This window comes from Klebsiella sp. EMBS2024, assembly GCF_036233805.1.
In the GTDB taxonomy this organism is placed as follows: domain Bacteria; phylum Pseudomonadota; class Gammaproteobacteria; order Enterobacterales; family Enterobacteriaceae; genus Klebsiella; species Klebsiella pneumoniae.
In genome coordinates, this window is the sequence record NZ_JAZARW010000001.1 from 2,005,218 (window position 1) to 2,017,114 (window position 11,897).

The 11,897-nt window shown below is 58.9% G+C and carries 10 protein-coding genes; 3 read left to right on the plus strand and 7 right to left on the minus strand.

Annotated features, from left to right (window positions below; all coding sequences use genetic code 11):
* Positions 1 to 20: 20 nt before the first annotated feature.
* The 3 genes from mrdA to VZP09_RS09085 all read right to left on the minus strand — a co-directional run bounded on the left by mrdA (position 21) and on the right by VZP09_RS09085 (position 3,050).
* The gene (gene mrdA / locus VZP09_RS09075; RefSeq protein WP_002905759.1) at positions 21 to 1,931 is read right to left on the minus strand and encodes a penicillin-binding protein 2; all 1,911 of its coding nucleotides are present in this window, start codon (positions 1,929 to 1,931) and stop codon (positions 21 to 23) included.
* Positions 1,932 to 2,129: 198 nt separating this feature from the next.
* Positions 2,130 to 2,606, minus strand: coding sequence for a DMT family transporter (locus VZP09_RS09080; RefSeq protein WP_032435253.1), 477 nt, complete (start codon positions 2,604 to 2,606; stop codon positions 2,130 to 2,132).
* Between the two features lie 9 nt (positions 2,607 to 2,615).
* The gene (locus VZP09_RS09085; RefSeq protein WP_040211367.1) at positions 2,616 to 3,050 is read right to left on the minus strand and encodes a DMT family transporter; all 435 of its coding nucleotides are present in this window, start codon (positions 3,048 to 3,050) and stop codon (positions 2,616 to 2,618) included.
* Positions 3,051 to 3,149: 99 nt separating this feature from the next.
* Here VZP09_RS09085 and VZP09_RS09090 point away from each other — a divergent pair, with 99 nt between their 5' ends.
* Positions 3,150 to 4,082 carry a LysR family transcriptional regulator gene (locus tag VZP09_RS09090; protein WP_016530119.1) on the plus strand — a complete coding sequence of 311 codons (933 nt, stop codon included), beginning with the start codon at positions 3,150 to 3,152 and terminating at the stop codon, positions 4,080 to 4,082.
* Between the two features lie 268 nt (positions 4,083 to 4,350).
* Positions 4,351 to 6,528 carry a catalase/peroxidase HPI gene (gene katG / locus VZP09_RS09095; RefSeq protein WP_004176050.1) on the plus strand — a complete coding sequence of 726 codons (2,178 nt, stop codon included), beginning with the start codon at positions 4,351 to 4,353 and terminating at the stop codon, positions 6,526 to 6,528.
* Positions 6,529 to 6,562: 34 nt separating this feature from the next.
* Here katG and zapE read toward each other — a convergent pair whose 3' ends face one another.
* Positions 6,563 to 7,624 (minus strand): cell division protein ZapE, encoded by a 1,062-nt coding sequence (zapE, locus tag VZP09_RS09100; RefSeq protein WP_004153572.1) that lies wholly within the window; start codon positions 7,622 to 7,624, stop codon positions 6,563 to 6,565.
* 97 nt (positions 7,625 to 7,721) lie between these two features.
* On the minus strand, positions 7,722 to 8,402 hold the full coding sequence (locus VZP09_RS09105) for an MgtC family protein (RefSeq protein WP_002906011.1): 681 nt from the start codon (positions 8,400 to 8,402) through the stop codon (positions 7,722 to 7,724).
* A 587-nt stretch (positions 8,403 to 8,989) separates the two neighbouring features.
* Between VZP09_RS09105 and VZP09_RS09110 the strand changes: the two genes are divergently transcribed.
* Positions 8,990 to 10,396 carry an MFS transporter gene (locus tag VZP09_RS09110; protein WP_004180040.1) on the plus strand — a complete coding sequence of 469 codons (1,407 nt, stop codon included), beginning with the start codon at positions 8,990 to 8,992 and terminating at the stop codon, positions 10,394 to 10,396.
* A gap of 40 nt (positions 10,397 to 10,436) precedes the next feature.
* On the opposite strand, the gene VZP09_RS09115 is transcribed toward VZP09_RS09110, so the two are convergent.
* Both VZP09_RS09115 and VZP09_RS09120 read right to left on the minus strand, forming a co-directional pair.
* Entirely contained in the window at positions 10,437 to 10,751 is a 315-nt protein-coding gene (locus VZP09_RS09115) for a PTS lactose/cellobiose transporter subunit IIA (RefSeq protein WP_004180041.1), read from the minus strand.
* Positions 10,752 to 10,987: 236 nt separating this feature from the next.
* Positions 10,988 to 11,869 carry a LysR family transcriptional regulator gene (locus VZP09_RS09120; RefSeq protein WP_328795065.1) on the minus strand — a complete coding sequence of 294 codons (882 nt, stop codon included), beginning with the start codon at positions 11,867 to 11,869 and terminating at the stop codon, positions 10,988 to 10,990.
* Between the last annotated feature and the right edge of the window lie 28 nt (positions 11,870 to 11,897).

An 11,897-nucleotide genomic window follows, 5' to 3' on the forward strand; every position in this document is an offset into this window, starting at 1 on the left:
TGCGGAATAAGTCCTGTCGCTTACTGGGCATCGGCGCTATCACGCTGCGGCACATCGGCTGCCGCCGAAGATGCCTGCTGCGGGACAAAAATATGGTCCAGGATGGCGCGCGCCGTCGGTCCGGCTACCACCCCATCCCCGCCGCCGTTCTCCAGAATCAGCGCCATCGCCACCTTCGGATGCTGATAAGGGGCAAACAGGGTGTAGAAGATATGGTCGCGCAGACGCACCGGGATCATTTTGGCGTTATAGGTCTGGTTTTGCTTCAGGCTAAAGACCTGCGAGGTCCCGGACTTCGCCGCGATCTGATACGGCGCAGTATGAAACAGCTTATAGCCGGTGCCGTTGGGCTGATTCGCCATCCCATACATGCCGTTGCGCACAATGCCCCAGTACGGGGATTTCGGGTCACCCACCTGCGGCAGGTTCGCCGGCTGCTGATAACGTTCCACATGGTTGCCCTGCTTCATCGAATAGAGCAGATGCGGATCCTGTACTTTACCATTGTTCAGCAGAGTGGTAAGCGCCTTCACCATCTGGATCGGGGTGGCGATCCAGTACCCCTGGCCGATGCCGACCGAGATGGTGTCCCCCTGATACCAGGGCTTTTTATGCACCCGCTGTTTCCACTCCCGGCTGGGCAGCACCCCGGCGTACTCCTCATTAAGGTCGATGCCGGTGGACTGGCCGTAGCCGAACTTGCTCAGCCATTCATGGATCCGGTCAATGCCCATCTCGAAGGCGACCTGATAGAAAAAGGTGTCCGCTGACTCTTCGATGGCTTTAGTCACGTTGAGCATGCCGTGGCCGGTTTTCAGCCAGTCGCGGTAGCGGCGTTGCGTGCCCGGCAGCGTCCACGTCGGCGCCCCGAAGAAGGTGGTGTTCGGGGTGATGACCCCAGCGGAGAGCGCCGACAGCGCCATATAGGGTTTGACCGTCGAAGCCGGAGGATATAGCCCCTGGGTGACGCGGTTGATCAGCGGCCGGTCCGGATTCTCCAGCAGCGATTTATAGGCCTGATAGCCGATACCTTTGACGAACGGATTAGGATCGTAGCTGGGGCTGGAGACCATCGCCAGCACGCCGCCATCCCGGGGATCGACCACCACCACCGCCGCGCGCTGCCCCTTCAGCACCGACTCAATATACTGCTGCAGGTGCAGGTCGAGGGTCAGATAGAGGTTTTTCCCGGCCACAGGCGGCACCTCTTTCAGTAGACGCACCACCCGGCCGTGGTTATCCACCTCCACTTCCTGATAGCCGGTGGTGCCGTGGAGCGCTTTTTCATAATAGCCCTCGATGCCCTGCTTACCGATATTGCGGTCGGCGGCGTAGTTCTCCTCTTCGCCGTTTTTCGCCAGCCGCTGCAGATCGCTGTCGTTGATTTTCGACACATAGCCCACCACGTGCGCCAGCTCTGCGCCGTAGGGGTATTCCCGTTGTTGGTAGCTCTCCACCGTCACGCCGGGGAAACGGAATTCGTTGACCGCGAAGCGGGCCACCTCCACATCGCTGAGGTCTGACTTGAGGGTGACCGCTTTGTAGCGGCTGGTGTGGTGCATATCGTCGCGAAAGCTGGCGATGTCGTCCGGCGTCAGGTCGACGATAGGCGTCAGCTGCTGCAACAGCGCGGCCATATCGGGAATTTTGCTCGGGATCACCTGCAGGCGATACAGGGTGATATTCTGCACCAGCGGAATGCCGTTGCGATCGAATATCAGCCCGCGGCTGGGGGCGATGGGCAGCATTTTGATGTCGTTCTGGTTTGACCGGGTCTGGTAAAAATCGTGCTGCTCAACCTGCAGATGGTAGAGGTTAACGATCAGCACGCCAAAGCAGACCACCACCAGCAGAAAAGCAATTGCGGCCCGGCGGATAAACAGCATCTCTTCCGCGGAGTGGTCGCGAATTTCATCTCTCAAAAGGGGCATTAGCGGTACATCACCTGAATCACTGGAAAAGCCAACGGCGTAACGGCCGGGAAGCATAGCCTTATCGCAGCGTCAGCCCTACTGAAAGGTTGCTAATGATCTGGCAGAAATGTTTCAGCATGTTAGAGGGATCGTTATTCTTAACCTTGCCCGTGACGCGTCAGACTGTATTCACGTTGCCCGACGCGTCGGCGCGGCTCACTGTTCTGCGCGGGCCGCCTTGTCGGAGGCAGCCGACTTCCCTGAGGTATAGATTAAGTACAGCGCCAGGGCCAGGCATATCACCGCCGCCAGTCGCGCAGGCGAGAACGCCATCGTGCTGTTGCCCAGCCAGCCAAAGTTGTCGATTAGCAAGCTCATCGTCAGCTGGCCAAAGATCACCGCCACGGTGGCCGTCGCGGTGCCTATCCGCTGCACCGCCAGCACCATAATGACGATGTAGGGCACACCGCAAAAAGCGCCCAGCAGCTGCCACTTAGGCACCTGTAGTAGCGTTACCGACGTCGCCGGAGCAAAAAACAGGATCAGTAATCCGGTCACCAGCGCGCCGGTGGCAAAGGTTAAAAAGGCGCTGCGCAGCACCCCCACCTGGCTGCCAAGACGGCCGTTTATCGCCGCCTGAATGCTAAGCAATGCGCCGCCGCACAGCGCCAGAATAATTATCAGCGTACTCATTTTTACTCCTTAACCCAGGGCCACCAGCAGTAACGCCGCCATAATCAACCCCAGCGCCACGGCGCGTCGCGGATCGATTTTGCGCCGTGGGCTGCCGAATAACCCGTAATGGTCGATCGCCAGGCTTTTCGCCACCTGACCCGCCAGGATGCCGATCATGGTCATGGCAATACCAATCACCGGCGTCGCCATGGTCAAGATCACCACGTACCCCGCCCCCAACAGACCGCCGGTGAGTTGCCAGCCGGGCAGAGAAAAGAACGACGGGCTGCTACGCGGGCTGAAAAAGAGCATCAGAAAAAAGGTTAACACTGCGCCAATCCCAAAGATGCTCATGGTTGCCCACAGATCCCCCACCTGGCTCGCCAGCGGCCCCAGCAGGCCGGCCTCGACCGATAATCCCATGCCGCCGGCAATCACTAATAAAATGAATAATAACGCCATTACTGCGCCTCCTCTGTACAACAGGCGGCTGAGGATAAAACAGCGTGCTGATGCGATAAACGGTATAATGCAGAAAACACTATTGCAGGAATTGCACAGATGGCCGATGCCAGCAGCGTCGATTTTCGCGCCCTTCAGCTTTTCATCGCGGTTTACGATAACCAGAGTTTTTCCGTAGTGGCCCGCCGCGAAGGGGTCTCTCCCTCGCTGATCTCGCGAACCATCCAGCAGCTGGAAGATGCCCTCGGGCAGCAGCTGTTCTACCGCAACACCCGTGCCGTGGTACCGACCGAAGCAGGACGCTTTTTCGCAGCGTCCGCCCGCGAACTGCTGGGACAGTACGCCGACGCGCAACGGGCGTTACAGGATCGGGCACAGGTCCCCGGCGGACTGGTGCGGATCAATGCGCCGGTCTATTTTGGTCAGCGTCATATCGCCCCCTGGCTTCCGGAACTGGCGGCCCGGCATCCCAAACTGCAGTTTGACCTGATGCTGACCGACGATTTTATCGATCCCCATCGCGATGCGACGGATATCCTTTTTCGCATCAGCAGCCTGCCGGACGCGGGCTATCACGCCAGAGTGTTTGGCAGCCAGCGCTATTACCTGACCGCCTCCCCGGAGTATGTTTCACGGTACGGCAGCCCGACTTCGCCGGAGGCATTGCATCAACATCGCACGCTGGTGTATGGCGGTTCGCAGGGAGCCAACCGCTGGCTGTTTCGCCAGCGCGAAGAGGCATGGGTGCACTATCCGTTGACCCCGCTCATGACCTCGAACAATGCCGATGCCCTGCTCACTTCAGCCATCGGCGGGATGGGGATCGTGTTATTTCCCGACTGGATGGTCAGCGGGGCGCTGCACAACGGGACATTAGTCACGCTGATGGATCGCTATTCGGCGGCCATCAGCCACACGCCATCGTATATCGCGGCGATTTATCCTTATACCCGCCATCCCTCTCTCAACGTGCGGACAGTGATTGACTATTTTGCCGACGTGTTTGGATCGCCGCCCTACTGGCAGCGCTAATGCGAGATTCGTAGTAAAACTTGTCATATCTCAAACAATTAGCATTCCTTCGCCCAGCTTGACGCGAATCGTTTCCTTTGCCGCCTCGTTACGGCTATGGTTACTAATGAGGTTAATCTCAATCTCCAGGCCGACACGGTCCCACCAGGGGGTTGCCTAACCCTTCATTGAACGGAAATAGCTATTAAATCCGTAGATTCATTCAAATATCGCTTATTGGTAGCAGTGTATATCGTAACGGCATTCACAAAAGCAAACGGAGCCTGATATGAGCACGTCTAACGACCCATCCAACAATGCATCCGCCGGGAAGTGCCCTTTCCACGCCGAGACGCCAAAACAGAGCGCCGGCAGCGGCACCGCCAACCGCGACTGGTGGCCGAACCAGCTGCGTGTCGATCTGTTAAACCAGCACTCCAATCGCTCCAACCCGTTGGGTGAGAATTTTAACTACAGGGAAGAGTTTAAAAAGCTCGATTACTCCGCGCTGAAGGCTGATCTCAGAGCGCTGCTGACCGATTCGCAAGAGTGGTGGCCGGCAGACTGGGGTAGCTATATTGGCTTGTTTATTCGTATGGCCTGGCACGGCGCCGGCACCTACCGCACCGTTGACGGTCGCGGCGGCGCAGGTCGTGGACAGCAGCGCTTTGCCCCCCTGAACTCCTGGCCTGACAACGTCAGCCTCGATAAGGCCCGCCGTCTGCTGTGGCCGGTGAAACAGAAATATGGCCAGAAAATCTCCTGGGCCGACCTTTACATGCTGGCGGGTAACGTCGCTCTGGAAAACGCCGGCTTCCGCACCTTTGGCTTTGGCGCCGGTCGCGAAGACGTCTGGGAACCGGATCTCGACGTCGACTGGGGCGATGAGAAAGAGTGGCTGGCCCACCGTCATCCGGAAAGCCTGGCGAAACAGGCCATCGGCGCCACCGAAATGGGTCTGATTTATGTCAACCCGGAAGGTCCGAACGCCAGCGGCGAGCCGCTGTCCGCCGCGGCGGCCATTCGCGCCACCTTCGGCAATATGGCGATGGACGATGAAGAGATCGTCGCGCTGATCGCCGGCGGCCATACGCTGGGCAAAACCCACGGCGCCGCAGAAACCAGCCACGTCGGCGCCGAGCCAGAAGCCGCGCCGCTGGAAGCGCAGGGTCTGGGCTGGCACTCCAGCTACGGCAGCGGCGCAGGCGCGGACGCCATCACCTCCGGTCTGGAAGTGGTCTGGACGCAGACGCCCACCCAGTGGAGCAACTACTTTTTCGAAAACCTGTTCAAATACGAATGGGTGCAGACCCGCAGCCCGGCTGGCGCGATCCAGTTCGAAGCCAAAGACGCGCCGGAGATTATCCCAGATCCGTTTAACCCGGAGAAAAAGCGCAAACCGACCATGCTGGTCACCGACCTGACCCTGCGCTTCGACCCGGAGTTTGAAAAAATCTCCCGCCGCTTCCTCAACGATCCGCAGGCCTTTAACGAGGCGTTCGCCCGGGCGTGGTTCAAGCTGACCCACCGTGATATGGGGCCAAAATCCCGTTACCTCGGGCCGGAAGTGCCGAAAGAAGATCTGATTTGGCAGGATCCGCTGCCGGCAGCGACCCATCAGCCGAGCGCGGAAGATATCGCCAGCCTGAAAACCGCCATCGCCGGCGCCGGCCTGTCGGTCAGTGAGCTGGTCTCGGTCGCCTGGGCGTCCGCCTCCACCTTCCGCGGCGGCGATAAACGCGGCGGCGCTAACGGCGCGCGTCTGGCGCTGGCCCCGCAGAAAGACTGGCCGGTTAACGCCATCGCCAGCCGGGTGCTGCCGACCCTGCAGGCGATCCAGCGCGCCTCCGGCAAAGCGTCGCTGGCCGATATTATCGTGCTGGCCGGCGTGGTCGGCGTTGAGCAGGCGGCCGCTGCCGCCGGCGTCAGCGTCAATGTGCCGTTTACCCCAGGCCGCGTCGACGCTCTGCCTGAGCAGACCGACGTCGAGTCGTTTGATCTGCTGCAGCCGCTGGCGGATGGCTTCCGCAACTATCGCCGTATCGAAGGCGGTGTCTCGACGGAAACCCTGCTGATCGATAAAGCGCAGCAGCTGACGCTAACCGCCCCGGAAATGACCGTGCTGGTCGGTGGCTTGCGCGTACTGGGCGCGAACTACGATGGCAGCAAACACGGGGTGTTTACCGACCGCGTCGGCGTGCTCAGCAATGACTTCTTCGTCAATCTGCTGGATATGGCTACCGTCTGGAAAGCGGCCGATGATAACGCGGAGCTGTTTACCGGCAGCGACCGTAAAACCGGCGAAGCGAAGTACAGCGCCACCCGCGTGGATCTGGTGTTTGGCTCCAACTCGGTACTGCGCGCCCTGGCGGAAGTGTACGCCTGCGCCGACGGGCAGCAGAAGCTGGTGCATGACTTCGTTGCCGCCTGGACTAAGGTGATGAACCTCGACCGCTTCGATCTGTAATCCTCTCGCCCCGGCTCCCGCCGGGGCGTTTTCCTTATACCGCCCGCGGCAGCTGTTGCAGGCGACTCCGCGTTCGTTGAATATCCTCCAGTTCCACCCCTGCCACCAGCGTCTCCAGGTCGCAGCGGGTCACCAGCAGCAGGCGGATCTGCTTTTCATACAGCACATCAATCACATTGATAAAGCGCTGCTGGGCCGCCGGCCCCACCGTAGCCAATGGCGGCACCTCGTCCAGTAGCCAGACGGCATAGCTTTCGCAGAGCGTCAGATAGTCCATCACCGCCGTGGCGGCCTGACAAAGCTGGGTAAAGGTGAAGTGCAGCAACGCGGGCGACGCCGCGGCCGCCAGCAGCGTGCGATAGCCTACCGTCAGCGAAACCGGTTCGCCAGGCAGCGACGGCAGGTCATACAGCTGACGCTGTTGTGCATTCGGATTAACCCACATCCGCCCGCTGCAGAAGGCGTTATCCTGGCTCAGATGCCGTTCGCGATAATCCTCCTCGCCGTTCAGCGCCACCACCGTTAGATGGGCGCGGATCAGCGCGATCGACGGTAAAAAGCGATCGTGATACAGCGGATTGGGCAGCAGCATCTCCGGCGGGTAGTTTGAGGTGGCCAGCAGCACGATACCGTGTTGAAAGAGGTGTTCCAGCAAGGCTTTAATCAGCATGGCGTCGCCGGGGTCGTGCAGATGAAATTCGTCGAAGCATAGCAGGCGGCAACCGGATGTCATCTGCCTCATCACCGTCTGCAGGTCGGGCGCTCCGGGGGCATTCAGCCGCTGGTGCAGTTCGCGGAAGAAGTGATGAAAATGGACCCGCCGCCTGGCGGCGAGCGGCAGGCTGGCGAAAAAGTGGTCGAGGATAAAGCTTTTCCCTCGCCCGGTACGTCCCCAGACGTACACCCCCTGCGGCCTGCCTGTCGTGGACACCAACTGCTGACCGAGGGCGTCAAGGCGGGCGATGAGTGACAGCTGATCGTCGTCCAGCGTCAGACGCGCCCGCGCCGCCTGCTCGGCCATCACGCGGGTAAAACGAAAATCAGCCGTCACCTCTGTGGGACCAGATTCCGAGGGTACACATCCATTATTTAACATTCTTATAACCTCCTGCGAGGAGGCCATTCTAGCCGCTTTCCCGCGGGATGGCGAATCGCGCGACGAGCGGCCATTTCCGCTGCTCCGCCGCCAGCCCCTACGCCTCTCCGACACGCCAGTGCACCGATGTGACGTTCTGCTGAACGCCCATCTGCGCCATAATTTGCGCCAGCGTTTTTTGGTGCTGCTTATGGCTAATCAGCTGCGCGCAAATCTCCAGATGGTCCGCGGTGTCCGCCGCCGCCGACTGCAATCCCTGCAGGGTAAACCGCTGCTGCTGCGCAATATTCAGCAACAGCTGACGCACGGCATTTTCATGTTCGCGCAGACAGGTGACGCGTAAGACATAGCGTTTCTCTTCGTCACCGGCCCCCGGCAAGGCATGAATGCGCTGCGCCGCCTCGCGCAGCAGGATATTGGCGCACAGAATAATCAGCGTAGCCGCCGTCGCGTTCCAGAACTGTCCCAGGCCGCAGAGTACGCCGATCCCGGCCGAACACCACAGCGTGGCGGCGGTATTGAGGCCGCGGACGTTCATGCCATCACGCATAATCACCCCTGCCCCAAGGAAGCCGATACCGGAGACGATCTGCGCTGCAATACGCCCCGGGCTGTCCGGCGAGGCCGACATCGCGCTGAGAATAAACACCGCCGCGCCGGTGGCCACCAGGGCATTGGTGCGTAAACCGGCCATACGTTGTCGCCACTGTCTTTCCGCGCCGATCAGCGCCCCCAACAACATTGCCGCGAGTAAATGTGTCATATAAGGAAATACCATCGCGCCTTCCTCCAGAAAACAGAAAGCCAAAAATTACAGATGTAGCGCTCAGCCGCGCCGGGCGATTAGCGGGTGGATGATGGTGGAGGAAATAAGGGTCTGGAAAACATAAACATAACGCTGCCTCTCGCGCTCAATGGCGCATAAATTATTGAGGGAGGCAATCCGGAACTGAGAGATTGCTGCCCGCCGGGATGGCAAGCAGCGAAATGATCGCGTTAGCTTGCCGGAAAATCGCAATAAGGGTGACTGTCCAACGTATGACTCCTGAATAAAAGTGGGCACATTATAGCCCGGGGTAATGATGGGTAAAGCACGAAAACGCCGCCGGTGACGATTCGTTTAGTTTGTCTTTCGCGGGTCCTGCGTAGCGTGACATCGCCAGGCGACTAAAATGCCGTCAGCGGTGATTTACTTCAATTCCGTCGCTGGGATGCGGCGAAAACCAGCATGAATATCATCTTTATGTCTCCCCAGCGCGATCTTACGCTAAAGAATGTCGCTAAGGCTAAGGATTAAAAATTTAAAACTATTAACAATCAATTAACATTAGCAGGCAAACCATTCTTCCTGANGAACACAACACCATGTCTACCACCCAGGTTCTCGGCGAAACGCCCTATGCTTCGCCAGGACAACCGCACGCCAGCTTAACCGGACGCATTGATGCGCTGCCCGCCTCATTTGGGTTATGGTCGTTTATTACCCTGCTCTCACTTGGCGGCTTCTTTGAGCTCTACGATCTCTTCCAGACCGGGTATATCAGCGCGGGCCTGCTGGCGGAGGGCATTTTCCACACCGGACAGGCGGGCATCTTCGGCATCGCCGACCAGGCGGCCTTCGCCTCCGCCACCTTTATGGGGCTGTTTATCGGCGCCAGTCTGCTGGCGCCGCTGGCGGACAAACTGGGCCGCCGCCTGACCTTTATGGTGGCGCTCGCCTGGTACGGTCTTTTTTCGCTGCTGATGGCGACGCAGAGTAGCGCTGAAGGGGTGATCTTCTTCCGCTTTCTGGTGGGGATCGGCCTCGGCATTGAGCTGGTGACCATTGATACCTATCTCAGCGAATGGGTGCCAACCCATCTGCGCAATAAAGCCTTTGCCTTTGCCTTCTTCATCCAGTTCCTCTCGGTTCCGGCGGTGGCGCTGATGTCCTGGATGCTGGTGCCGACCACCCTGTTCGGCCTCAGCGGCTGGCGCTGGGTGATCATCTTTGGCGCACTGTTCTCACTGGCGATCTGGTTTATCCGCAAAAAGCTACCGGAGTCAGCCCGCTGGCTGGAAAGCAAAGGGCGGCATGATGACGCGCATACGGTGATGTGTGAGATGGAAGCCCGCTGCGGCCTGACGCCGTCGCCGAAGCATGCGCATGCGGCACAGAGCGTCGTCAAACGCGGCACCTTCCGCGAAATCTGGGCGCCGCAGTATCGGCAGCGCACCCTGATGCTGATGGTGATGAACTTCTTCCAGGCGATCGGTTTCTTCGGCTTTGGCAACTGGCTGCCGGCGCTGCTCTCCGGTCAGGGCGCCAGCATCACCCATAGCCTGCTGTACGCCTTCTTTATCACCCTCGCCTATCCGCTGGGCTGCCTGTTCTGCACCCGCTTCGTGCATCGCTTTGAAAACAAGTGGCAGATTGTCCTCTCCGCGCTGATGACCGTTATCTTCGGCACCCTGTTCGCTCTGCAAAACAACCCGATTCTGCTGGTGATCTGCGGGTTTATGATCACCTGGTCCAACGCCTGGCTGACCATCAGCTACCACGCCTACCAGGCCGAGGTCTTTCCGACCCATATTCGCGCCCGCGCCGTCGGCTTCTGCTACTCGTTCAGCCGGCTCTCGACCGCGGTGACCAGCATTCTGATCGGCATTATTCTGCAATACGCCGGCACGCCGGGAGTAATTAGCTTTATCGTCGTCAGTATGCTGATGGTGATGCTGTCGGTGGGGATCTTCGGCCCGAGAACGCGGGGCATTCGTCTGGAGAATATCTGATGGCGGTCGCCGCCGAGGGTGCCGGCGGCGACATATTTTATCAGTTGCGATGTTGCAGCTGGCGCTGAACCTCAATAAGCTCCGCGATCAACTCCCGCGCAAGCATAGAGGTCATTATATGATCCTGGGCATGTACCAGAATAAGATTAACCGGTACTTTGCCACAGCCCTCATCCATACCGATAAGCATGGTTTGTACATCATGCGCGCGTTTTGCGGCATCTGCGGCGTCCTGCATCAGCCTATCAACGTCCTGCCACACTCCTTTTCTGGCGGCTTGCAGCGCCTGCATCGCCAGACTGCGGGACTCACCGGCGTTAATGATGAGTTCCATGACGGTTGCTTCCATATCCATACGGTTTCCCTACTTGTTAAGTGAATGACGACTGTTGCCATAGTTAATATTTGTGATGTGTACTGCAGAAGGGATAAAATATTGTCATTAAGGCTTGTAACTTCTGGACAGCATTAAGCGGCGCCGCAATACCACTTTTACCAACGGTCCAGCATCACCGGGGCTATATTGACACTTTCCCATCAGAGGGGCGTTTAGGCATTTTAGTGACAAGCCGCCAGGTCGGCGGCCCGGCCTCAGCCAAATATCCCCTGCGCCTCGGCGAAGCATTTTTCCGCCAGGGTCGAGACTGGTTCCTGCTGGCGCATAATCAGCGCCAGCTGTGAATCAACATGAGTTTCGGCGATCGGCAGAATTTCAAGATTATCGCTTAGCGCTTCGAGGCCGTTGTTAAGCGGCATAATGGCGCAGCAGATCCCCGCCTGCACCGCCTGGATAATCTGAAACGTCGAATCACTTTCAAAGACATACCCCGGCGTTAGCCCTTTGGCCTTAAAGCTGATTTCAATCGATTCCCGGTAATACATCCCCTTGGTCAGAAAGCCGAGGGGCAGCGTCGCCAGCGTCTCCCATCCCGGCGTCCCGGCGCTGAAGTCGAAATGGCGTTTATCGTGCAGCAGTCCCATCCGGGTTTGCGGCAAGCGAGCAATCTTGAACTGACCTTCATCCAGATGCTGCAGATAACAGATCCCCAGATCCAGCTGATTACGGCTGACGCCATCGATAATCTGCTCCGAGGTCATCGACAACAGGCTGAACTGCAGCGCCGGATATTTCTCCGCCAGGGGTCTAATCAACTGCATCGGATTGAGGCTCGCCAGCGGCACCATACCGACCCGCAGCTGGCCGACCATCTGCCCGCGACAGATGGCCGCCTCTGCCGCCAGGCCGTCATGAGCGGCCAGCACCGCCCGCGCCCAGGCCAGGATCCGCTCTCCCTCTGGGGTAAAACCTTCAAAGCGTTGGCCGCGCTGGATCAGCGTCAGGTTCAGCTCCTCTTCCAGGTTACGAATGCGCATGGAGAGCGTCGGCTGGGTAATATGACAGGCCGCCGCCGCCTGGCCNAAATGGCGCGTCTGATCGAGCGCGATCAAATACTTGAGTTGCTTAATATCCATTCTCTTTCCCGTTTGAACCCCGCCGTTC

Excerpts from the sequence above, each read along its gene's own strand:
- VZP09_RS09115 (WP_004180041.1), bottom strand. The coding sequence starts at position 10,751 with ATGGATATGGAAGCAACCGTCATGGAACTCATCATTAACGCCGGTGAG.
- VZP09_RS09090 (WP_016530119.1), top strand. The coding sequence starts at position 3,150 with ATGGCCGATGCCAGCAGCGTCGATTTTCGCGCCCTTCAGCTTTTCATC.
- VZP09_RS09110 (WP_004180040.1), top strand. The coding sequence starts at position 8,990 with ATGTCTACCACCCAGGTTCTCGGCGAAACGCCCTATGCTTCGCCAGGA.
- VZP09_RS09085 (WP_040211367.1), bottom strand. The coding sequence starts at position 3,050 with ATGGCGTTATTATTCATTTTATTAGTGATTGCCGGCGGCATGGGATTA.
- VZP09_RS09105 (WP_002906011.1), bottom strand. The coding sequence starts at position 8,402 with ATGGTATTTCCTTATATGACACATTTACTCGCGGCAATGTTGTTGGGG.
- zapE (WP_004153572.1), bottom strand. The coding sequence starts at position 7,624 with ATGTTAAATAATGGATGTGTACCCTCGGAATCTGGTCCCACAGAGGTG.
- mrdA (WP_002905759.1), bottom strand. The coding sequence starts at position 1,931 with ATGCCCCTTTTGAGAGATGAAATTCGCGACCACTCCGCGGAAGAGATG.
- katG (WP_004176050.1), top strand. The coding sequence starts at position 4,351 with ATGAGCACGTCTAACGACCCATCCAACAATGCATCCGCCGGGAAGTGC.
- VZP09_RS09080 (WP_032435253.1), bottom strand. The coding sequence starts at position 2,606 with ATGAGTACGCTGATAATTATTCTGGCGCTGTGCGGCGGCGCATTGCTT.